The organism is Bacillus sp. Nf3 (assembly GCF_003028545.1).
Lineage (GTDB): Bacteria > Bacillota > Bacilli > Bacillales > Bacillaceae > Bacillus > Bacillus safensis.
Genome location: NZ_PYUA01000005.1, coordinates 99,112 through 122,068, shown reverse-complemented (window position 1 = coordinate 122,068; position 22,957 = coordinate 99,112). Strand labels below are relative to the sequence as shown.

General features: G+C 42.6%; 24 protein-coding genes. 9 read left to right on the top strand and 15 right to left on the bottom strand.

Going from position 1 to position 22,957, the window contains the following annotated elements:
- The 9 genes from C9414_RS15060 to C9414_RS15020 all read right to left on the bottom strand — a co-directional run bounded on the left by C9414_RS15060 (position 1) and on the right by C9414_RS15020 (position 8,952).
- Positions 1 to 1,617: a YceG family protein gene (locus C9414_RS15060; RefSeq protein WP_107163950.1), complete on the bottom strand. Its 1,617-nt coding sequence runs from the start codon at positions 1,615 to 1,617 to the stop codon at positions 1 to 3.
- 70 nt (positions 1,618 to 1,687) lie between these two features.
- The gene (locus C9414_RS15055; protein WP_107163949.1) at positions 1,688 to 2,503 is read right to left on the bottom strand and encodes an HAD family hydrolase; all 816 of its coding nucleotides are present in this window, start codon (positions 2,501 to 2,503) and stop codon (positions 1,688 to 1,690) included.
- Entirely contained in the window at positions 2,500 to 3,609 is a 1,110-nt protein-coding gene (locus tag C9414_RS15050; RefSeq protein ID WP_107163948.1) for a cysteine protease StiP family protein, read from the bottom strand. The genes C9414_RS15055 and C9414_RS15050 overlap by 4 nt, the downstream gene beginning before the upstream one ends.
- Positions 3,602 to 4,933 (bottom strand): phosphoribosyltransferase family protein, encoded by a 1,332-nt coding sequence (locus tag C9414_RS15045; RefSeq protein ID WP_107163947.1) that lies wholly within the window; start codon positions 4,931 to 4,933, stop codon positions 3,602 to 3,604. Before C9414_RS15045 ends, C9414_RS15050 begins: the two co-directional genes overlap by 8 nt.
- Positions 4,923 to 6,110, bottom strand: a complete 1,188-nt coding sequence (locus C9414_RS15040) for an HpcH/HpaI aldolase/citrate lyase family protein (RefSeq protein WP_107163946.1) — start codon at positions 6,108 to 6,110, stop codon at positions 4,923 to 4,925. Before C9414_RS15040 ends, C9414_RS15045 begins: the two co-directional genes overlap by 11 nt.
- A 99-nt stretch (positions 6,111 to 6,209) precedes the next feature.
- Positions 6,210 to 6,989, bottom strand: a complete 780-nt coding sequence (locus C9414_RS15035; RefSeq protein WP_039176272.1) for a TerC family protein — start codon at positions 6,987 to 6,989, stop codon at positions 6,210 to 6,212.
- 140 nt (positions 6,990 to 7,129) lie between these two features.
- A complete protein-coding gene (locus tag C9414_RS15030) occupies positions 7,130 to 7,708 on the bottom strand; it encodes a TerD family protein (protein ID WP_034664245.1) in 579 nt (192 codons plus the stop codon).
- A gap of 39 nt (positions 7,709 to 7,747) precedes the next feature.
- Complete coding sequence (locus C9414_RS15025) at positions 7,748 to 8,329, bottom strand: TerD family protein (protein ID WP_039176267.1); 582 nt, start codon at positions 8,327 to 8,329, stop codon at positions 7,748 to 7,750.
- Between the two features lie 20 nt (positions 8,330 to 8,349).
- The gene (locus C9414_RS15020) at positions 8,350 to 8,952 is read right to left on the bottom strand and encodes a TerD family protein (RefSeq protein WP_039176264.1); all 603 of its coding nucleotides are present in this window, start codon (positions 8,950 to 8,952) and stop codon (positions 8,350 to 8,352) included.
- A 413-nt stretch (positions 8,953 to 9,365) separates the two neighbouring features.
- Between C9414_RS15020 and C9414_RS15015 the strand changes: the two genes are divergently transcribed.
- Together C9414_RS15015 and C9414_RS15010 are read left to right on the top strand one after the other, a co-directional pair.
- Complete coding sequence (locus C9414_RS15015) at positions 9,366 to 10,358, top strand: LLM class flavin-dependent oxidoreductase (protein ID WP_107163945.1); 993 nt, start codon at positions 9,366 to 9,368, stop codon at positions 10,356 to 10,358.
- 210 nt (positions 10,359 to 10,568) lie between these two features.
- Positions 10,569 to 11,609 carry an acyltransferase family protein gene (locus tag C9414_RS15010; protein WP_107163944.1) on the top strand — a complete coding sequence of 347 codons (1,041 nt, stop codon included), beginning with the start codon at positions 10,569 to 10,571 and terminating at the stop codon, positions 11,607 to 11,609.
- Between the two features lie 20 nt (positions 11,610 to 11,629).
- Here C9414_RS15010 and C9414_RS15005 read toward each other — a convergent pair whose 3' ends face one another.
- The gene (locus C9414_RS15005; protein WP_107163943.1) at positions 11,630 to 12,409 is read right to left on the bottom strand and encodes a glucose 1-dehydrogenase; all 780 of its coding nucleotides are present in this window, start codon (positions 12,407 to 12,409) and stop codon (positions 11,630 to 11,632) included.
- A 119-nt stretch (positions 12,410 to 12,528) separates the two neighbouring features.
- Entirely contained in the window at positions 12,529 to 12,957 is a 429-nt protein-coding gene (locus C9414_RS15000) for a cell wall hydrolase (RefSeq protein ID WP_039176249.1), read from the bottom strand.
- Positions 12,958 to 13,485: 528 nt separating this feature from the next.
- Here C9414_RS15000 and C9414_RS14995 point away from each other — a divergent pair.
- Entirely contained in the window at positions 13,486 to 14,547 is a 1,062-nt protein-coding gene (locus C9414_RS14995; RefSeq protein ID WP_039176247.1) for a DUF4352 domain-containing protein, read from the top strand.
- A gap of 295 nt (positions 14,548 to 14,842) precedes the next feature.
- A complete protein-coding gene (locus C9414_RS14990) occupies positions 14,843 to 15,178 on the top strand; it encodes a hypothetical protein (RefSeq protein ID WP_064498775.1) in 336 nt (111 codons plus the stop codon).
- Between the two features lie 45 nt (positions 15,179 to 15,223).
- Here C9414_RS14990 and C9414_RS14985 read toward each other — a convergent pair whose 3' ends face one another.
- The 3 genes from C9414_RS14985 to C9414_RS14975 all read right to left on the bottom strand — a co-directional run bounded on the left by C9414_RS14985 (position 15,224) and on the right by C9414_RS14975 (position 17,621).
- On the bottom strand, positions 15,224 to 15,559 hold the full coding sequence (locus C9414_RS14985) for a hypothetical protein (protein ID WP_047203447.1): 336 nt from the start codon (positions 15,557 to 15,559) through the stop codon (positions 15,224 to 15,226).
- A 146-nt stretch (positions 15,560 to 15,705) separates the two neighbouring features.
- On the bottom strand, positions 15,706 to 16,881 hold the full coding sequence (locus tag C9414_RS14980) for an ABC transporter permease (RefSeq protein WP_107163942.1): 1,176 nt from the start codon (positions 16,879 to 16,881) through the stop codon (positions 15,706 to 15,708).
- Complete coding sequence (locus tag C9414_RS14975) at positions 16,881 to 17,621, bottom strand: ATP-binding cassette domain-containing protein (RefSeq protein WP_039176238.1); 741 nt, start codon at positions 17,619 to 17,621, stop codon at positions 16,881 to 16,883. Before C9414_RS14975 ends, C9414_RS14980 begins: the two co-directional genes overlap by 1 nt.
- Before the next feature lie 166 nt (positions 17,622 to 17,787).
- Here C9414_RS14975 and C9414_RS14970 point away from each other — a divergent pair, with 166 nt between their 5' ends.
- Positions 17,788 to 18,489: a LytR/AlgR family response regulator transcription factor gene (locus C9414_RS14970; RefSeq protein WP_039176235.1), complete on the top strand. Its 702-nt coding sequence runs from the start codon at positions 17,788 to 17,790 to the stop codon at positions 18,487 to 18,489.
- Positions 18,490 to 18,500: 11 nt separating this feature from the next.
- Entirely contained in the window at positions 18,501 to 19,466 is a 966-nt protein-coding gene (locus C9414_RS14965; RefSeq protein WP_107163941.1) for a sensor histidine kinase, read from the top strand.
- Between the two features lie 33 nt (positions 19,467 to 19,499).
- On the opposite strand, the gene C9414_RS14960 is transcribed toward C9414_RS14965, so the two are convergent.
- Positions 19,500 to 20,429: an aldo/keto reductase gene (locus C9414_RS14960; protein WP_107163940.1), complete on the bottom strand. Its 930-nt coding sequence runs from the start codon at positions 20,427 to 20,429 to the stop codon at positions 19,500 to 19,502.
- Between the two features lie 159 nt (positions 20,430 to 20,588).
- Here C9414_RS14960 and C9414_RS14955 point away from each other — a divergent pair, with 159 nt between their 5' ends.
- The 3 genes from C9414_RS14955 to C9414_RS14945 are packed head-to-tail and all read left to right on the top strand — an operon-like array spanning position 20,589 to position 22,940.
- The gene (locus C9414_RS14955) at positions 20,589 to 21,050 is read left to right on the top strand and encodes a DUF1453 domain-containing protein (RefSeq protein ID WP_224930144.1); all 462 of its coding nucleotides are present in this window, start codon (positions 20,589 to 20,591) and stop codon (positions 21,048 to 21,050) included.
- Between the two features lie 22 nt (positions 21,051 to 21,072).
- Entirely contained in the window at positions 21,073 to 22,287 is a 1,215-nt protein-coding gene (locus C9414_RS14950) for a sensor histidine kinase (protein ID WP_107163939.1), read from the top strand.
- The gene (locus tag C9414_RS14945; RefSeq protein ID WP_107163938.1) at positions 22,284 to 22,940 is read left to right on the top strand and encodes a response regulator; all 657 of its coding nucleotides are present in this window, start codon (positions 22,284 to 22,286) and stop codon (positions 22,938 to 22,940) included. The genes C9414_RS14950 and C9414_RS14945 overlap by 4 nt, the downstream gene beginning before the upstream one ends.
- Positions 22,941 to 22,957: the final 17 nt, after the last annotated feature.

Below are 22,957 nucleotides of genomic sequence, written 5' to 3'. Positions count from 1 at the left end.
TTATCGGTTTTTAATGGATTGAAATAACTTTCTAACGATGGACGGCTCTTTAAACTCCTGGTTCATGACCATCTCATCAAGCCAATGGGTATCAAATAATTGGTCATCGATATACCGTTCGATACACTGATATCCCGCTGGATGATATACGAAGAGATCCACACCCATTTCATTTAGGAAAATCAGGGCGGCCGCATCAGAACGAGTCAGCTCCCCATTATATTCCGTGTGGTATAAAATCACTTTCGGTACGGTTTGTGCATAATCAAAAGTTTGAATCAGTTCAATGAGATCCTGGCTCAAATGCAGAACCTGCTTGAATAAATAAATGCGGACATCTAATTCGGTTTCATTGCCTTCTTTTAATAGCTTCGGATGCTGACAGATTCGAGATATCGCCTCTGCTATCGCACGCTGCGCGCCCTCATATAGATGAGAAAACTGCCACACATTGCTTTTCATTAATAATTCAGGATCAATCTCTCCAGTAGCAGAAAGTGCATGCTGATAATGAAATTGATAATTCGAAGTCACTTCTTTCGTAAAAGGAAAATGGCGAATGGTCTTCGTCTCTTTCCCCTCCATTAACGTGTGAATGCGATCCCAGTATTCACGCTTGTCTCGTGTGACACCCATCATTTTCGCAAATAGATTCGGAATCTGTATCATGTCCCGATCTGCTTTGAAATTCGGGCGGATAAAGGATCGTTCCTTTGCAATTAAAAACAGCTCATCATACGTTGTCTTCAGCGTAATGGAATGAGGAGTATGATCTCTGAATTGCCACGGCTTATACAGCATTGAATCTTCCGTGTGAAGCACCTCTTCAAGCTCTCTTGTCGAGCGGTACGCCACCGTTGATTTCCTCTCAGGCTTTTCAGTAGGGAACGGCTCAAGCTTTGAAGTCCCCGGGTACTGATCAATAAAAGTCAGCTTATCTTCTGGATCTAATTCGCGGAACGAATCCTCGCCTTCTGGATGAAATAGCACAACATCACAGCCAATCAGCATGACATAGTAAAGAAAATAAAGCTGACTTTTATTCGCCTCTCCATACCAAATGACAGCCGGCATTTTTTCTTCTATATTGACTTCCTTCAGCCATGGACCTAGATGGTTATTTGAAAACTTCACGACATCCAGCAAGACCCGGCGGAAATCAGGATGCTGAAATCCACCCTCATGCAGCTGCTTGAAATGCTCAAACACCTTGATCAATGAAAGACGGATATGCCGGTTCATCACAGGGTTTGGATGGCGTACAATCAGCTGTTCACCATCTAAAAAAGCCACAAAGCGATTCACGGACAATCCCTTTTCTTCTTGGTTAATCAAATGAATTCGCTGCAACGCTTGAAAATGCTCTGGCTCAATATGACGATTGAGCGTTTCACTTAAAATATGCATGCCTTCTGTTTCGTATAATTCATGTAAATAAATAAAATAATCGGTTGCATCATGCGGAGTTCCAAGGACCCGGGCGGCGAGACGCGGTAAGGACAACGTATTCTCGTCCTTTACATAACCGTCTCTTTCAGGGAGCGGCTTTTTCAGCACGTTTTTCCAGGCTTCCTGCTCCGCCCGTGTTTGGGTGACATTGATTTCTTTATAACTCACGCCGCTCCTTCCTTTCTCCTATATTTTCTCGAAAGCTACTACTATCATATCATTCAGCCTTCTACTTCTGCTATCGAATCGAAGGCTTTTTTGCGTTCGTCATCTGCTCGATGACAGAAGCGGTGATTTCATCCGCTGCGGCCATGCCAAAGGCTGCTGTCGGCTCAAGTTCTGGGTCAAAGTCGAGAACTTCTCCATGCCTTGGAGCAAAACCCTTATCTGATTGACGAATGAGCCCCGCATCTAACAGGGAATCACCCGCACCATAGACGTATTCAAGCTTCAGCCTGTCCTTTAGAAAAGCAACAGCATCCCACTTATTAAGCGGCTGTGGAATAAAATAAAGCTTTCGTCCCTGAAGAGAAACCTGCCAGCCTCTTTCCTCGCCCCACAACTTTAATTCAGCAAGTGGAATGTGAGATAGATACTCATCTTTCATAATCAAATAAAGAAATCTTCCCTCTGCTGTACGAGTACGCTTCACCCAAGCCGCAACCGGAAGTTCGGAGATCGCCCTCAGCATCTCTCTGACTGGCATACACTCCCTAAGTCTCTCATCAACAATGGCCTGCCAATCCTCAAGCGGCTTGCCATGGTGAAGGATACAGCCCCCATTTGTTGTGACAGCATACTCCGGTGGAAGCTCTTGCTCAAAGAAGGTGATCCGTTCATACTGTGCAGTCGTTCTTGTCGTCACTGGAATGAACCAGCCTGATTGATGAATTGTCTGCAAGGATCTTTTCGTTTCAACAGACATATAGGAAAGCGGCCGTTCGTCCAGCACCTCAACTAAATCATACTCTCCTTCATACGCATACTGGTCAAGCACTCGATGTGAGTAAATCAGCGTTCGGTCTAAATCACTGGCAAATGCATATGTCTTCATGACGTTTGCTCCAGCGGGCGAATTAACCCGCAGCACGTGTAGGACATATTGGCATATTCAATGACAGGAACACCTCTGTCCTCTGCCAAAAGCAAAATATGCTTCAGCTTTTCCTGAGATCCAGGCTGAATCAAGATTTTCCACGGGATTCTTCTAAGCAGCACACGGGTCGTCTCACCAACACCCGGCTTAATCAAATGGGTATTTTTAATTTGAAACTCCTGACCGATTGCTTCAATGGATGCCATTCCGCGCCAATCTGCCGGCGTCCCTTGCGTAAGTATGGTTTCTGCTTTCTCTTGTACATTTGGTCCGAGGCTGGAAAATGCTTCTTCAATCGTATCCACATACTGATTGGACACATCCTCATCAAGCAGCTCTTTATAATACTTTGCCCCATGGAAATCATCGGCATTGATCCAGCGGTTGTTTAATACCGTACGACTGACAAGCCCTGATACCGTCGAATTCAGACAGGCACTTGGAATAAGAAAGTCCTCTCTCGTTCCATATACATGTGTACAATAGCCAGGATCAGCCAGTACAGCCAGCTCACTCGAAAGACGCACGCCATATTTTTTTTCAAAATCAATCACAGCTTTTTCGAGCTCTTTCGAAATCGCACCTTTTCCAGTCCATCCATCGATAAAAGCAATTTCAAAACCTGGATGTTCTTTCAGCATATAATGCAGTGCATTCTCGTCTATTCCGCGATCGCGAATAATAGAGATGCTGTAATGAGGCAGATCGATACCATATGTCTTTCGAATATATCGTTTGATTAGCACCCCGATCGGTGTTCCTGCACGCGCCAAGCTGCAAAGCACGGTTTTGAAGCCTCGCTTTTTCACAATCTGTTCTGCTACAACAGCTACTGCTTCGGCTACCTTTTCCTTACTTTCTTCAAGAGATTGATAGAATAAAGTCATATAAGATGCCGTTGGTTTATATTCAATTGGCAGCATTTCTGAATAATGCGCACCACTCTGAATTGAACGCTCCCGCTCTTCTGTACTTTTCTCCATCTCAATAGAGGATAAATCTTTGAGTAAGAAGGTTACATCCTGCTCTGGATAGCTTCCCATCTTTGTATACACGTTAGCCATTCACCTTCACCTCGTCTGATAAAGTCACAATATGCACATGCTTCACATGTCGCTCGGCAAATAAATGAATAAGCGGAAGCAATGCCTCCTGAGAGACCTTTTTCTCAAAAAAGAGAAATACATCATCATATTCACCCATTGGAATGTTGTACACGTAGTGCTGAATTCGGGCATCTTCTGGATTCATAAAGGTAAACCCATTTTGAACAGCGTATCCATTCTTTTCGACTGGATGAATAGGACTTCTCGTTGTTGAATGAAAGCGAATGCCTTCACCCATATGTGCAGACAGTCTCATCGGTACATACATCAGCTCACCTGTCCCTAAGCAGAGTGTTTGCTTTCCTTTGCGTTCCTGCCGCAGCTTCAATCCCGCTTCAGCAGCTGCTTGGTCGAGCGCTGCCGTATCTGCTGCGTTTAAACCAAAACGGCCCGTTTCATGTATATATGGCGAATGACCAGCCGAATTTGCTGCATGAGAAAGTGAATACGGCACTTGCTTAAAGAAAGATTGAAGAGAATGAAAAGAGAGACTTGGCGGCTTCTCTTGCTCCGCAATCTCATACGAATAAGCTGGTTCATCAAGCGTTTTGCCTCTAAAGACCATCTGCCCTTTTAATAAGGACAATGATGTGATGTGAATTCCGAGCTCCTCTTCAAGCTGGCACATGGCTTTCTCATGCTCCTCCGTCCGCCAGTCCAAAATGGAAAGAATGGTATAAGAATGCCGCGGGTACTTTGCATGAAGGTCACGAATGATGTTGATATTTGTACGGCCTGTCGTGACTTCATCATCTACTAACACGATGGGGCGGTCTGTGCGAAGTAATGCTTCATCTGCATAACAAAGCTGATCTGTTGCATGCGAATGTTCTTCTTCAAATACCAATGACGGGTCAAGACCCAGCAGCTGTTCACGTGTCGTATGAATGTAAGATGCGCCTTCTAGCACATCATACACACCATGTCCAAGGGCTGTTGCGGTTTCCGCAAAGCCGATGACGACAGGCTCATTGCCAGCTGCTAGCTTTTCTTTTTTGAGTGTTTCATAGGCTGCCGTTAACGCCGCGTGATCATCCGTCTTGAGTGCCTCTACAAGAAAATCTTTGTACGGAGGCGTCTGTCCCGTTTGCTCTTTGGCATATGCCATCGCTAAAAGACCCGAGACAAGGAGCGGTTTCACTGGATGAACAGGAATATGCTTTCCAAGCACCTTACTAACGAATAAAAAGGCTCTTTTTTTGTTCACCCTTGCTGCCATCTCAAAAAGATGCTCTTTCTCCAGCTGGAGCGCACCTTCTTTGAGGTCAAGCTCAACCTCCATATGTTCCAAGATGTTCAGCGTATGTCGCTTCTGATTCTGTGAGTATGTCGATATAGCTTCTATTTTCATGAAACACCCCGTAAATGTCTGACTTAATTAATATCTGCTCTGCCCACCTGTAATGGGGCTTCGTTTCATTCATCTTATTAGAGAAGGCACTCTTCATTACGCCAACTGTGCCGTCAGCATGTTCTAAAATACTTAATGCATCCATGTACTCTTCCTTTGTCACAACGTACATGCTTTGCACTGGCTTGAGATGTGTTGGATGGATCACTGTTTTCCCATGTATGCCGTTGGCTACATCGAGTTTTGTCTCCTTGAGTAAACCTTGTACATCATCGAATTCAGATAAGGACAGCTCACCGCCCTTAGAAAGCGCACGGATGAATGGTTTTTGTTCCTTTCGTGCAGGGCCAAAATGCTCCCATACTGCACCTGATACAACAAAGGAACGGCCAAAATAATTGATCATATCTGTGATCAAATCAGCAATCAATCTGATTTCATAGATGGTGGTGTCACGGTCACGGCGAATGCCATATAAGCCGCAAAGGTCCGTTGCCCCAATACGAATATTCAAAATATATTCTTCATCATTCAGCATGATCTGCTTTAACTCTGACAGCACCGTATATCTTGTATCTTTTTCTAATAAATCGGGTGTTTCCAAAATGGGCATACCGTACAGCTTTGTCTTCGTTTGTGCTGAAACCTGTTTCAAGCTGTCCAAATAATCCTTCGCATTATGAATAGAACACTTTGGAAAAACAAAACCCGTCAATAAATGAAGAGATGAACCTAGCAAATCTGCCATTTTGAGCAGCTGCTTCGGTGAACGAACCCGAATAAATAAAAGCGGCAATTGTTCAGCCGTTTCAGGCGTATGCGTCAATTTGTCCGACAGTTTGGCGAGTTGTACCACTAGATTCTGCTCAGCCATTTCCACTTCTTGATCACCGATGGCATCCTCTAAACAAAATACAACAGAGCAAAGCGCTTCATATTTCTGCGACAGCAGCATGTCTGCTATATCCTGTCTTGTTGCAGGCATATACAAAGTAGCACCTAATGCATGCGCAAGTATGTGCCTTGGCGTCATCAAATGCATCGCCACCGGCCTTTTGAAAAAAATATCGTGCTGCTTCGCCTCTGATAAAAACTGAAAATACCGCATGCTGTGCCACCTCCTGTTGTTGAGAGAAAATCGAACAAATGACTTGATGATTCAAAAAAGGATGGAGCCGCTAATCAACTCCATTCCTTTTTGATCGTCCTATTCTTCTTTTGAAGCCGCAGCTTCGTTTGTTACACCTTGATGTTTCTTCTTATTGATTTTATGAACAATAAACGTTCCGATAAATGCTAGGATAATAATTGCAAAGAATACAAGATGCGGGATTTCAATGTGAGCAGCACTCAAGCCCATTTTGATCGCAATGATCCCGATAAGAATAAACGCTGTATTCTCGAGTTCTGGGATACGGTCAATAAGAACAAGGAACAACTGTGCCACTGTACGCATCATGAGAATTCCAAGCATTCCGCCTAATAGAAGAATCCATACTTCCTCAGATACAGCGAATGCTGCAAGAATACTATCAACCGAGAAGGCAAGGTCCATAATTTCTACAGAGATAACGGTTGCCCAGAATATACCAAATACCCGAATCAACCAGCCTTCTTTTTTCAATTCCTTCGCTTCATCATCGCCATCGCCTAACCAGAAGTGCTTAATGACAAGCCATGCTAAGTAAGCAGCTCCAAGAACCTTAATCCACCAGAATTTAATAAGCAGCATCCCTACGCCAATGAATAGAAAACGGAAGAAATAAGCGCCAATTAATCCGTAGGTTAATGCCTTTTTACGCTGCTTTTCCGGTAAATGTTTCACCATCACAGCTAATACAAGTGCGTTATCTGCTGATAACAATCCTTCAAGCACGACAAGCGTCCCAATAAGCCCCCAAGAGACAGGGTCTGTTAACACCTCTGCCCACATATGCCAATCAAAAAACGAGGCATATGTATCCAACATATGTTTCAAAATGTCCAACTGGTTTTCCTCCTATAAGTGTAGAAGCATCAGCAGGCTTTCGCCTGCTGCTATTCTTGATCGCTGTTTCTTTCTCACTTTGGAAAAGGCCCTCATATGAGTTTTTGACAGCACCTCTTGAATTGATTTGTTTCTCTTATTTACACTTCTAACCCATAATTTTGACAAAGAGCTGCAAGTCCGCCAGAGAATCCGCTTCCGATCGCGTTAAACTTCCAATCACTTCCGTGTCGGTACAATTCACATACCACAACAGCTGTTTCAATTGAGAAGTCTTCGCCTAAATCGAAGCGAATCAATTCTTCCCCGCCCTCTTCATTTACAACACGAACAAATGCATTAGAGACTTGTCCAAAATTTTGGCTGCGCGTCTCTGCATCATGGATCGTAACTGTAATTCCGATACGATCAATGTTAGCAGGAATTTTCGAGAAATCAACGAGAATTTGCTCGTCATCTCCATCTCCTTCACCCGTCCGGTTATCACCTGTATGAGTGACACTGCCGCTCGGATGCTGAAGGTTATTATAGAACACAAAATCTGTATCTTGCTGACAACGATTGTTTGCATCCACCAAGAAAGCCGAAGCGTCCAAATCAAATTCGGCTCCGCCAGAATATTTATTCGTATCCCAGCCCAGACCGATCATCACTTTCGTCAGCCCTGGGTTGGTTTTAGTTAAATCGACACGTTGTCCTTTTGAAAGCTGAATCGCCATATTCGTATCTCTCCTGTCTTTGAAAATAGGAAACTATCGTTATCCGATATCTAAGCCGAAGTCCGTTGCAATGCGTGCAAGACCGCCTTGATAGCCTGATCCGACAGCTGAGAATTTCCATTCCCCGCCATGACGGTATAATTCACCTACAATAATGGCTGTCTCAATTGAGAAATCCTCTGCCAAATCGTAGCGAATAAGTTCTTCATTCGAAGCCGCATTTAAAATACGTACATATGCGTTAGACACTTGTCCGAAGTTTTGACTGCGCGCTTCTGCATCATGAATTGTAATGACAAATGAAATCTTCTCAATACTTGCTGGTACAGCTGCAAGGTCAACATTGACCTGCTCGTCATCTCCGTCCCCTTCACCAGTGCGGTTATCGCCTGTATGTACGACACTGCCGCCTCCGCCAGTTGTTTGGTTGTAAAAGACAAAGTCAGATGGAGAGCTTGCTTTACCTGCCGCATCTAAAAGGAATACACTTGCGTCTAAATCAAAGTCATGTCCGCCGTCATACTTATTGACGTCCCAGCCAAGACCAACGACTACTTTTGTTAAACCCGGATTCGTTTTTGTTAAATCAATTTTTTGACCTTTCGCTAAAGAAATTCCCACTAGGAACCTCTCCCTTCTGTTTAAATGTAGTTTCTCGTAATATCGGCAAGCTTCGCATCATTTGTACCATTTCCAAGAGCCGCAAACTTCCACTCATTCTCTTGACGGTAAAGTTCTCCGACGATTAACGATGTTTTTCCTGCATAGTCATCTTTTAAATTATATTTCACTAATTCTTGATTATTTGAACGATCAACGATGCGAATGTAAGCATTTTGAATCATACCAAAGTGTTGGTTTCTTCTAAGGGCATCATAAATGTTCACGACAAACACCAATTTATTCACATTACCCGGCACCTTGCTCAAGTTGACGAGGACTTGTTCATCATCTCCGTCTCCTTCACCAGTCAGGTTGTCACCTGTATGCTCAACACTGCCGCATTTGCTTTTTAGGTTGCCAAAATAAATCAAATCTTTATTTTCCGTAAACTTATCATTTTTCAGCATGAGCACTGAAGCATCACAATCAACATCAGCGCCGCCTCCGCCGCCAAACAGCTTTCCTAAAAATCCTCCGCCTTGTGATACAGGGTCCCAGCCAAGTCCAACAAGAATATTCGTTAGCCCTGCTTTCCCTTTTGTTAAATCAATACGTTGACCTTTTTCTAATGTAATCGCCAAATCAATCACTCCTCCAGCATAATAAAAATCTATTTATTAAGCGATGGACCCTATTAAAATCATCATACATGAAAATTCGACAAAATTCATGAAATGACATTGGAGCCTCTTACTCTTTTTTCTAGTTACTAGTATATACGATCTATGTTCAAGATAGGTTTCAAACACTTTATATTTTTTTAAAGAAAGATGCACATTGAAAATAGTTCATGTCGTAAATGAAGTGTTTCATGTGAAACATTGTCGAAAGGTCCCGGCGAGCAGCTCTTGCTGATAAGGAGCGTAAGATGTGGTTTCATATGTTGATATAGAAAACATAAAAGCATGTGTTCAAAGGATAAACCCTTTCGTTTCCTTCCATCCATTGATTTCTTTATACTTATATTCAGCATGTTGTTGAAAGGATGTTGATGATGCCATCACTTCATATATTAGATCAAGTCGCCATTCCTAAAGGTCAGTCTGCTCAGGAGACATTGATTCATACAACGCAGCTGGCTCAGCTGGCTGAAACGCTTGGGTATGAGCGCTATTGGTTCGCTGAACACCACAGCACAAGGGGGCTCGCTAGTACAGCGCCTGAAATATTAATGGCTCATATTGCGGCTCATACATCGACCTTGCGTACCGGATCTGGCGGCATTTTACTTCCTCAGTACAGTCCTTTTAAAGTAGCAGAGGTCACGCGGCAGCTTGAAGCCCTTTATCCTGGACGGATTGAGATCGGAGTCGGCAAATCCCCGGGCGGGATTGAAAGGACGAGACTCGCTTTGACGGACAGCGTGCATAAAGATCTGTCTCAGTTTGACCGCCAGCTGAAGGATCTTCTTTTTTACTTATCAGATAGCCTGCCTTCTGGTCATCCGCATGCAGGTGTGAAAGCTGCTCCGCTTGTTGATGCTCATCCGCCGGTTTGGCTGCTTGGACTAGGAGAAAATAGTGCCATACAGGCGGCGGAGCTTGGAATCAACTATATTTTTGGCCACTTTATTCATCCTGCACGCGGCAAACAAGCATTTGAGACGTATCGATCACACTTTTCTCCATCTGTCTTTTCTAGGCAGCCACAATCTATGTTTGCCGTCTTTGTCATCTGCGGTGAAACAGATGAAGAAGCAGATCGGATCGCCAGCAGTACAGATTTATGGCTGCTGCGTGTTGAAAAAGGACTGGACAGCCGCGTTCCTTCTATAGAAGAAGCAAGTGCCTATCACTACACCACGCAGGAAAAGAAAAAAGTGCTGCAAAACCGCCAGCGGATGATTGTCGGCTCGAAGAAAACGGTGAAAGAGCAATTACAGACCTTGATGGACCGCTATCAAACGGATGACATCATGATTCTGAACAATTCCTTTGATCCGATTGAAAAACAACGCTCCTACAAGCGAATAGCAGAATTATTTTGAAGCCAGCTTTTCAGGCTTCTTTTTTTACATTGTCATAAAAAATGGGAAATGTAACATCAAGATGTCAAAATCCTTCCTTCTGTCATCTAATCGCAAATGTGTCTTCTAATCGTTAGCGAACTGTAAACGCATAAGAGGTGTACCTTTTATATAGTAGAGGTACATATTCAATGAACGGTTTACGACGCTGAGAAAAAGGAGATGACAGACATGAAAAAGAGACTCGATTGGGTAGATGCAGCTAAAGGAATCGGCATTCTGCTCGTGGTTATGGCGCATGTGCCCATTCCAGATTCGCTCAAGCAATTCATTTACTCTTTTCATATGCCGCTTTTCTTTTTACTATCAGGCATGATGTTTCGATCATCCTCATCCCCTGCTCTGTCATTTATTCAGAAAAAAGCCAAAAGCTTACTCCTGCCCTATCTCTATTTCTCCATCATTACGTATGTATTTTGGTTCTCCGTTACTCGTTTTTTCGCATTCAAAGGACAAACGGATATCGACCCTTTCGTTCCGTTTACAGGTATTTTCATATCCAATGCAGATGAAGCAAGACTTACACATAACCCAGCGATTTGGTTTTTAACGACACTCTTTTTAGTGGAAATTTTATTTTTCTTTATGCATCGTCTTTCAAAAGGGAGACCTGCTGCCGTGATCTTGCTGACTATTCTTTGCGGAGGTGCTGGATATGCTTCTACCTTGCTTTTAGATCAAAGTCTTCCTTGGAATGCCAATGTCGCCTTGACGGCTGTTGTGTTTTATTCGATTGGATTTTTAGCAAAGCAGTGGTTTGTGGAATTAAAAACAGATCCAACCCTGCTTTTATGTACAGGTCTGCTTGTGCTGACGGCTTACATGCAGAGCTTTAATTCACGGATCGATATGCGCGTCAACGACTACGGTGATCTCTTTATTTTCTATGCATGTGCTCTGCTCGGTTCAGCTGCCGTGATTTATTTAAGCTTTAAATTGAAAACATCCCCTATTTTGACGTATCTAGGACGAAATTCTATTGTCATTCTTGTTTTGCAGTTTGCCGGTATTGATATCATGAAAGCATTTGTTTTTTATGGACTTGGTATCAATATTGCTGATACAGCGCAGCTCTCTTGGACACTTTTTTATACGATCGGCACATTGCTGCTCATGGTGCCATGTATCTCCTTCCTGAGCAAGTACCCGATGCTGCTCGGCAAACGAGCCAAAGCTACACAACGCTACGAACAAAAAACATCCGCCGGCTGAACAGGCGGATGTTTTTCGGATTAATCATTGATTTGAGAAGGATAAAGTGTCATTCCACCATCCACAAATAAGGTGGTGCCTGTGATATATGCCGCTTCCTTAGAAACGAGGAATGCAGCAGCGGCCCCAATCTCCTTCGGTTCACCAAAGGTTCTCATCGGAATTTTCTCAAGCTGCTTTTGTTTTTTCTGTTCATCCTGCAAATCATCATTTGATTCGGTTGCCATGGTACCTGGCGCAATCGCATTGATTCGAATACCTGCTTCGGCATAATCAAGAGCCAGCGTCTTTGTCATCATATTCATTCCGCCCTTTGAAGTGGAATAATGAACGTTGAATGGGCGCGGAATCTCCTGATGGACACTGGAAATATTTAAAATAGATCCTTTGATGTCATGCTCCATCATATAGGCGAGCGCAGCCTTTGCGCCTAAAAATGCACCTGTTATGTTCACATCGATGACGTTTTGCCATTGCTCCAGCGTCATCTCATGCGGTAGCGCTTCTTCCCCGTTAAAGCCTGAATTATTGACGAATACATCTACTGTACCGAAATGTTCCAATGCTGTATCCATGATAGCTTGGATGCCTTCCTCTTTGGAGACATCTGCGTGTACTTTCACCGCCCCACCTCCGTGCTTCTGAATGGCTTGTACCGTCTCTTCAGCTCCATCTTCATCGCCTTTATAGTTTACAACCACATTCATTTCCTCTTGTCCAAACCGCAATGCGATCGCTTGTCCAATTCCTTTTGAAGAGCCTGTGACAATGGCCGTTTTCCCTTTTAAATCTTGATACATCATCATTTCCTCCATTCACGTGCTTCATCTTGTTGATACACAATGGTTACCCATTTTGGAAAAAACAAAAACACAACCCTCTGCATTCGTACTCTAAGAGGATTGTGCGTTTCATCAAGCTAAAAGGTGTTATAGACATTTTCACACGTTTCGGCGGTTGGCTGATAAAAGCAATGCGACTTATACCTTGCCACAAACGGCTGATTATACCATGTCGCTGGACAATTGCCAGGCGGTTTAAAATACCAAAGGCTGAATTTTGCCGGCCAAAAACGTTCTCCGTTAATATTTCTCCGCGCAAGTGTTTTTTCAGTTTCTCGTGCTCGTTGATAAAAGTACCCATGCGTGACCGCTTCGAATGCATGCTCCTGATAAATCATTTGTGGAATCGTACGCAGCCCTTTAAAGTCAGAGCAGTTGGCACGCAGCCGATTGATGCCCACATTTCCTACGAGCAGCATCCCTTGCTTCCCTTCACCTTCTGCCTCCGCTCTCAGCAGTCTGGCCATTAAATCAATATCAGAGCTTGTCGCTCTTACCACTGCCATACATCCACCTCCATTTCATTTCTCTTTTATTTTATGTAGCGTTTCTGTGTAGATGACTGCCATTTTGACATGAAAAAGCACGTTCAGTGTCGGGCAGCCTGTCTAAATTTGCTGGACATGTGTCTTGCTGTCAACAACACACGAACCAAGTGATCATCCACATAGCAGGAAAAAATATTCATTACTATATACTCATTTACAAGTCATAAAAATCCTTCTAATTGCGACATCATCTTCAAAAACAGTCATTTGAACCTATTCAATAATCCGACTCAAAACCTTAAAATATAAAATGTTGAGTTTCTACAGGAGATATCAAATAATAAATTACAAGTTTCTCCTCTCAACTTAGTGTCATTTTTACTACTTGAAGCCAATCAACCTCGGAAACGCACTGAGGTATTGACAGTACTTTCGCTTCATTCTACAGTAAAAAACATACAGTATTTTTCTTTTTGTGCAAAAAGAACGATATGAACTACAGCTTTTCAATGAAATTCACCATAAACCCGAGGAGGAAAACACGACATGTTTAAAAAGAAATTATCCCTGTTTCTTCTGATCTTGTGTGTAACTGTTGTCGCTGCCGCTTGTAGTGGTGGTAAAGACAAAACAGCTGCGAAAGAAAACGATACCAAAAAATCTCTTGATGCAGCAGAAGTAAAGGTAGAAAGTGCTGAGTACACATTACCACCTCAATACGATACATCTGTACAAGATGATCAGTATGTACTAAAAGTGAATGTATCTGTAAAAAATATCAGCAAAGAGCCTCTCAATGTTGATAAAAGCAACTTCACACTTTACCAAGATGACGCACAGGTATCTACGATCTCTCCAGATGACTACAACGAAGTATTATCTTCAAGCTCTTTAAATGCTGATAAAGTAACAAAAGGCGGTCTATTCTTTGTTGTTGACAAAGACAAGGACTATCAGCTTGTTTACACAGAGCCAGGCAGTGGATCGAAAAAAGATGACAAAACACTAGAATTCGATATTAAAGGAAAAGACTTAATGAAAAAAGCAGATACACTACAAGCATCTGCAAAAGCTCTTTCTTCTTATATTGATGTGATGATTTTTGGTAAGAAAAACGACGATTTCGAAAAACTAACAGGTGATAACAAATCAACTGTTGTGAATGAATTCGATAAATCATTCAAACAAGGTTACATCACTTCATCAGGTATTTCTTCTAGCTCAGCGAAGGACGAAAACCTTGATAAGCTTTTAAAAGCAGTAAAAGAAACATTAGCTGAAAAATCAAAAGTATCAACAAAAACAAAAGCGATCAGTGGTGATAAAGCTGTCGTGACTGTAACTCTTACACCAATCGATGCAAGTCCGCTTGTCGATCGTTTGAAAGAGAAAGCGACTGAGTTCTACAGCAAAAACCGTTCAGCATCTTATGATGATGCACAGAAATATCTACTTTCTATCTATCCAGATGAATTTAAAAAATTAGGACCATCATCTTCTGAAGAAACAGTAGAAGTGAACATGAAGAAAAATGATATCGACCAATGGAAACTCGATTTGAACGACTACAAAACAAGCTCATTAGTTGAGAAATTCATCAAGAACTAAAGAAAAACCCCCGATTCCGGGGGTTTCAGATTGTTGACAAAGGGCTAAAATGATCTTTATTTTAGCCCTTTGTCTTCTTTTCAGCGTGATAGAAAACCTTTGCAGTCTAGGAAGGGCGAGCACCGGAGCGGAGCGAATTTGACATTCGTGAGCACCGGAGCGCAGAACTGACAAAGAATGCGAGGGTTTGTCTACACGCTGAAACCCCCGATCCCGGGGGTTTTTTTAATATGATGAACACAAGCGTATTGGTTGCGGCGTATATCAACATTTCTTATTTTAAGGGTGGGAGTCAATGCTAAAGTCTAATCAAAACATCACCTACACGGGTGATGAAATGTTAGAGGTATTAAAAGAAATGAATTTGATTCTTTTGTCTTTGCATAACATGGGTTCTTATTATGGTGAAAAATTTCATCAGTATGGTGAGGAAGCATATAGAGGAGAATATGAAACAGAAACCACACGATTTATAGATGAGTGGGAGGTCACTCAAAGGCTCGCTAAAGTACGAAAGATACTATCTTCGAAATTTGATAGTACTTTAGGAATTGACGATATGGATGACATTGAAAGAGCATTGGAAGACATCAAGTACTGGACAAAACCCAATGACAAGCCAAATCCATAGACATTTGATTCACTAGCAAACGAGTTCACAAGCAGGGGAATCTCTTTATACGGAATTCCCCTTTTTAGCTTCATATTCTTTAATGATCTCAATTGGATCAACCGCATCTTCCTCTTGTGCGTATTCCTCTACATAAGGAGTCGTTAATTTTTTAAACCTTTGCTCCTCTTCTACTAAAGCAACATAGACATCATATCCTTCATAATCAGACGGAAATAATGTTGAAGTAGAACAACCGGTTTCTAAAGCCTTGTCTATTGCATTTCTTAGTTCTAATAAGCCTTTCCTATTTCCCAAAATAAAGGCTTCAAAATGGTGTGTTTGCTGAGCATATATATTACATAGTCCTAACACATCATCGTCATCTGTTTGATAAGACATATCTCCACCTCCTCTCTTTAGTAAAAATAGGATGATTATGTCATTTCCTCTTCCATTATGCCATAACAATTCTATCCCGAGCCTTTTTTATATGAATCTCCGAATATAAAAAAACTTGTAGAAAAAATCTACAAGTTTTCCTTTCTTTATTTCGCAAGCATCCATTTTTCTTTCATAAACAAGCTTCTCACGATGACAAACAGGATAACGACTGCCAAGGCTGAGGAGCCGAGTGTCAAAGTGACAGCCACCGGATCGATGATACCAAACATCAGTTGCTTACAAAGCGCATGAATATTAAGGAATGGGACCGCAAAGTAATACGTATCTAGCTGCGTAGCACCTGCTCTCATGGTAAAGAACATCGGGAGCACACCTAGCGTAATGATCATGGACATGTACGACTGCGCTTCTTTGACTGAGCCCGAAATGACGCTGAGCAGCAATTCAATCATGGATACCATGAAGGAGAAGATGATTAACGCCGCAAACATGACGCCAATAATGCTCCACATTTGATCACCAAAGTTCAGAGCCTGCTTCAGCTTTTCTGTAAAGAGCAAAGTGGATAGGAGCAGCATGCCGATCGCCACAATTCCACTTAAAATACCGAACATAGAGACAGCGAGCCATTTTCCGATGAGAATCTGGAGTCTGCTGGCAGGTGTCAGGAATAAGGCTTCAATTGATTTTCGGTCTTTTTCACCTGCTACAATATCAAGCGCAGCCGGCAAAGCTCCTGAGATGACGGAGGTCACCAAAATCATCGGAAGGAGAATCGACAACAGCATAGCGGTCACTCCGTTTTCCCCTTCATCCCCTTCTTCTACATCAACGGACTGCACCTCAAACGGATGAATAACGGATGTGTCGATTTGATCCGCTGCTAAACGCTTCTCGACCACTTGGTTTTGATATTGCTCCAGCATTGATTGCAGCATTTGAACGGTGATGACCGAATCATCATCTGTCGTGTATCCATGAATTTTAATAGCGAATGGCTTTTGATGCTTGAGCATATCGCCTGCCTCTTTCGGCATTTCCAGGTAAGCATTTGCCTCTCCATCCTTGACGGCTTGCTGCGGATCATCAAATGTTTCAAGGTTTAGGTTTTTAACCTCTTTGATCATTTGGTTCATTTCGGCTGGAAGCTGTTCATTGATGGCGACTGTATAGGCTTTATCCCCTGGATCTGCAATCATGCTTTCATAAAAGAACACCAGTCCAAGCATGGTCAAAAGAGGAATTAGCACGGTTAAGAGCAACGTTTTTCGATCTCTCAGCGCATCTGTCATTTCTTTCAAAAAGACGGTTTTCCACATTATGAAATCCCCCTAGCGAGCTTCGACATAAAGATATAGTTCAAGTCATCACTTTGTTCCTGAGTATATAATTCTGAAAGTGTCCCTTTGTACACAAGCTCTCCTTGATGAATCATCATGACACTGTCACAAAGCTGGCTGACTTCTTCCATGATGTGGCTTGAAAAGAGGATCGTTTTATTTTGCTGCTTGAGCTGATGGATAAAATCTCTGAAAATATTACTCGACGTGATATCTAAGCCTGTTGTCGGCTCATCAAATAAGATAATGTCAGGATCATGAATTAACGTTCTGGCAATCGCCACCTTTTGTTTCATCCCTCTTGAGAATCCTTTCACCTTGCGATCCATATATTGTCTCATTCCAAAACGCTTTGCCAAATCCTCTATTCTTGCTTTGATTTCATGCTGATCTAAGCCATACAATTTGCCAAAGTATTCAAGGTTTTCTCGTGCCGTCAAACGATCGTAAAGCCCCGTCTCACCGCCAAACAAGACACCAATTCGCTTTTTCACTTCCGTTGATTCTTTCACCGTATCAAAGCCTGCGACAGTGACTGACCCGTGCGTAGGCTCTAATAATGTGGCTACGGCGCGCAATAATGTCGTTTTCCCTGCACCATTTTCTCCTAGGATACCAACGACTTCCCCTTCCTTCACGGAGAACGTCATATGTTTCATCGCTTTCACGACTTTTTTCTTATCTTTAAACCAGCAGCTGCAATCGCTGAGAGTAATCATTTGGTTCGCCCCTTTCAACTTTACTTTCTAAGTCTATGATAGAAAAAATAATGCTTGCCTGATATAAAAATGTCGCGAAACGTCCTTTTTCTGTCTTGAAATGATCTATTTCAAAAAAACAAATGGTAAAATAGACAAATAATAAGAAGAGTCATAGGTGATTTTTATGATAAAAGTAGGTCTCGTCGATGATTACCGAGTAGATTTAGAAAAGCTGCACGCCATTGTGGGCAGAATGGAGGCTGTGGACATTGTCTTTGTCACACAGTCAGCAGAGGATGCATATGAGAAGGTCAAACAAGGAGACATTGATCTGTTGTTCGCTGACATTGAAATGCCTGGAATGTCCGGCTATGAATTGGCGGACCTCATTCACTCTCACGCACTGAATGTCGATGTGGTCTTTGTGACAGGAAACAGTGGATATGCGGTCCATGCGTTTGATTTGAATGTACATGATTATATTATGAAGCCCTACCAAGCTGATCGCATTGCCAAATGCTTAGAGCGCTATATGTCCACCAAACAGGAGAAAAGCATTCATGGGCGACTTCTCATTAAGCAGCAGTCAGATATTCATGTGCTGCAGAAAAAGGATGTCATTTTTGTTGAGCGAACGGGCCGGTCAACAACTATCGTGACAACAACAGGAGAAATCCAGACATATCAAACTTTAAACGAGTTAAAGGGTGATCTGGCTGAAAAAGATTTTATCCGCTCCCATCGATCGTTTATCATCAATATTCATTACATTAAGAATTTCTCGGCGTATGCTAAAAATTCGTTTATCGTGTCTTTTGAAGGGACAGATAAAAAAGCCATGATGACCAAGCAGCAATTAGAATTCTTTAAGAAATACTATTTTTAAGGAGAACGAACGTGAACGCTTTCTATCTTGGATTTCGCATTTATGCCCTCATATGGCTGGGTCTTGCGTTTCATACAGCTGCTGAAGCTTTCCTGCCGCTATCCTCAATTGTGTTGTGGATTCTTACCTTTTGCACGATGTGTGTTTATACATTCTTCATGTACAAAAGATTTTTACCTCATACGAGTGGTTATGTGATGTTAGGTGCTTTTATACTCATCACCTGTGCAGGCTTTTTGCTGTTTCTAACGCAAGAGAATGGGCTGAGCTGTCTTTTGGCGCTCACCATCATGTTGACAGTCGATATCCTCTCATTGAAGGTGATGCAGACAGAGAATCAGTTAAGTGGACGGCTTCAAGAGCTAATAAACGCAGAAGCTAGAACCAACGAATTACTTCTTGAGCTGCGCAGTAAACATCATGAAACAGCCAGACATTTAAATGCCTTTTCGGCGTCGAACGACGAGCATGAGATCAAAGATTTGATTCAGCAATACGTCAAACATTTCCCATGGATGAAAGGAGAAAATGCATATTTAGCCTCTACCCTTCACCCCTTTTTGGAGCGGGCTGAGAAAGAGAACATTGCACTTTCACTAGACCTTCAAGCTCCCTTTTCATCGCTGCCCTTTTCAAAGGCGGATCAGGTTAGTTTTACTGGCAACCTGCTTGATAATGCCCTAGATGCAGCGATTGAAGCAAAGAAAGCTGGAAAAGAGGGCAGCATTTCGGTCACAACCTCTATTCGGAGCGGGCTATTTTTAATCCATTGTGAAAACAGCACAAAGGGTATGGAAAAACACGTGTTAGATCATTTATTCAAAACTTTTGGCCGCTCGACAAAAGGCGGCGATCATCAAGGCATGGGGACGTATATCATTCATCAGCTTGTTGAAAAGGCAGACGGTACACTTGATTTCACATACCGTTCTCCAAATTTGCGGCTCGTCATCAAAATCCCTCTTACAATGTCATAAAAAAAAGGTGCATAGCTGCACCTTTTTTTCGTGTTAAGAGAAAATCTTGTCGATTTGATTAATTTCCTCTTCAGTTAGTTGAACATCGTTTGTTTTTAGATTTTGCAGGACTTGGTCTGCTCGTTTTGCCCCTGGAATAATAGCATCAATGCCATCCTGAGCTAAGAGCCAAGCGAGTGCGACGTGTGCTGTTTCTGCATTCTTTGATTGAGCAATGGCCTTCAGCTTGTCTACTTTTTCGAGATTTGAAAGGAATGCATCTCCTTGGAAAAGCGGGTCCTTTGCTCGAATATCATCAAATGTCGCATCCTTTGTAAATTTCCCAGTCAACAAGCCTGATGCCAATGGGAAATAAGGAATAAAGGAAATACCATGCTCGACGCAGTATGGAAGAAGTTCCTGCTCTGCCTGACGTTTCAGTAGAGAATACTCTGATTGAAGCACGTCTAAGTAACCATCTTGGTTAAAGGCTTGAAGCTGCTCAAAATCAAGGTTTGATGCACCGATTGCCCTGATTTTCCCTTCGTCCTTCAATTCCTTTAATGTGCCTGCTACTTCTTCGAGCGGCGTACGTCCATCCGGGAAATGCATATAGTACAAATCAATATAATCTGTTTGCAGTCGTTTTAGGCTATTTTCAACCTGCTCTCTTAAGAAATCACGGCTGTTATCAAGTTCAATTTGCCCGTTTACTTCCTTATGAGCTCCTTTTGTCGCAAGGACAAGCTTTTCTCTGCCGCCTCTTTTGGCAATGATCTCACCGATTAATTCCTCTGAACGGCCCAGCCCATAAATAAAAGCAGAATCTAAGAAATTGACACCTTGATCAAGAGCCGTCTCCACAAGCTCCCGTCCAGCATCCTCACTAAGATTCGGGAATAAATTATGTCCACCTACTGCATTCGTACCAAGCCCTATCGGATTTACCTGCAAATCAGTTCGTCCAAGCGTTACCTTTTTCAAAAGCTCATCTCCCTTATCTACATAATCATCCTTATTTTCCCACGAATCATTTCCAACATTCAAGTATCCCGCTCTCTGAAAATCAACCTGCGGGTGGACGCCGCGAAAATAGAAGATGCGTATGATGAAGATAGACTAAAACGAAAAGGAGATCTTCTCATGACCATTCAAATTGTCATCATCATTATTATTATGCTATTGAGAACAGGCAAAGAAAAAGAAATCCGCCCCGTCAGATTTCTCATAGGGCCGCTCATTTTATTAGGCTTTCTCTCTTATTCCATCACTCAGCATATTCAAATCACGGCGATAAGCCTACTTGTGATGACTGGCTTTGCACTCGTAGGTTTTGCAATCGGGCTTTGGAGAGGTAAACTATACAAAGTAACATATGATCAACAGTCGGGACGTATCACCGCCGCCAGCTCACTCTATGGAACACTTTTTTTCATCGGAATCATCCTTATCCGGATGACAGTAGGTTCAGTTGTACAGGATGGCGGTCATTCCCTGATCATTTTCGCAAATGGCCTGACATTCCTTCCAATTGGCAGTATGATCGGATTACGTTTTATTCTTTTAAAAAGATATATGAACATCAAGGCATCTGCTGCTATTTAACTGATAGACAGGAGTTTTTGATATGAACCTTCAGCAGCCACTCAAGCTTTTAGGTCAAATAAGGCGAAAATTCGTATTAGGCCTTGTATTGACCTATATGTATATTCAAATGTATGAGCCCCTTTCAATAGGCGAATTGGTGTTTCGCACCTTCGTCTATTTGGTGTTTCTCCTTTGTCTTTTTCCAAAAAGTAAGCTGTCACCTAAAAAGCAAATTTCTATGCTCCTCTTGATGTGGATTCTGACACATCTCTTGTGGATGGTGACAGGTCATATTCAAGACAGTATTGGGTTGACCTTTTTTATGATTGGTTTTATCGCTTTTCGTTTTTCAGAGGCGCATCATCCCTATCTATTTGCTATCATCTTTTTCACTAGTGGGGTCAGTTATTATGTAAATGATTTTTCTTGGAACATGGTGATCACTCTCCCGCTATTCCAGCTGCTTGTGTATACACTTGTCTTGATTTCTAGAATGCGGCGGCGTGAACAGGAATTAAAGGAAGAACATTTCGGAGAACTGCAATTGGTTCACAAGGAATTATCAGAAGCCCATGAACAATTAAAAAAGGCGCATATAGAGCTTGAAGAAGCGACCGTTCAGTCACTCCAATTTGCTGTGCTGGAGGAGCGAAGCAGAATTGCACGTGACCTGCACGACAGCATCGGTCACCAATTAACCTCAATGATTGTCCAGCTGCAGTCTTTGCCCTACCGTTTAAAACAGGAAGAACCAGAGCATATGGCGCAGACGTTTCAGGAGCTGATCAATATTTCTAAAAATTGTCTCACCGAAGTTCGTTCTGTGGTTCATCATATGGCGTCAGATGATGCAGGTCTCGGACTTGCCGGACTTCGCAGTCTCATCAAGCAAGGAGAGATATCAGGAGAGCTAGATATTCAATTTTATACAGAGCAGCTTACGTATAAAAAATGGCCGCTCTCCGTTTCTGAACTGCTTTACCGCATTTTACAAGAAGCCATCACCAATACAATTCGCCATGCCAAGGCGACCGCGATGACCATTACACTATATAACCACCAGCATGAGCTGATGATGAACATTGAAGATGATGGATACTTGACCAGCGAAAAAGATATTTCATTTGGATTTGGGCTGTCAGGCATGAAGGCACGGTGTGACGCAGCAGGCGGTTCCCTCAAGACGTCCATACGCGAACCGCACGGCTTTTGTATCCATGTTCAAATTCCTATCAAGGAGGACTCTGAGACATGACAACCCCTATTAAGATTGGCATTATTGATGATCAGCCGCTGATCCGCCAAGGATTTCGTTATATTGCAAGCGCTCAAGAGGATATTGACGTCATATGGGAGGCGTCAGACGGTCAGGAGGCGGTTGAGCTTTGCTTGACCAACAAACCCGACGTACTGCTCATGGATGTACAAATGCCTAGAATGGATGGCATCACGGCAACAGAGCACATTTTAAAAAAGCACCCAGATGTAAAAGTTGTGATTCTCACGACCTTTGATACGGAAGAATACGTCTTTGACGGGATTCGTGCAGGGGCAGTCGGTTATTTGCTGAAGGATACAATGCCTGAGGAATTAATTGAGGCCATCCGCACCGCCTTTGCTGGTGAATCTGTCTTTCGAACGGCAGCCTCTGAGCACATGATGGCCCGAGCTCTTCAGCAAGCAAATGATACACATCACACTCATCTGCTTCACGAATCATTTACTGAACGTGAACGCGATGTTTTACAGCAAATGGCCTATGGCTTAAAGAATGAAGACATCGCTGATCAATTATTTATCAGCAAAAGTACAGTAAAAACGCATGTGCATCGTATATTACAAAAGCTCAATGCACAAGACCGCACACAGGCTGTCGTCTTCGCCATCCGGCATCGCCTCGTCAAATAAAAAACTACCTTTATTTC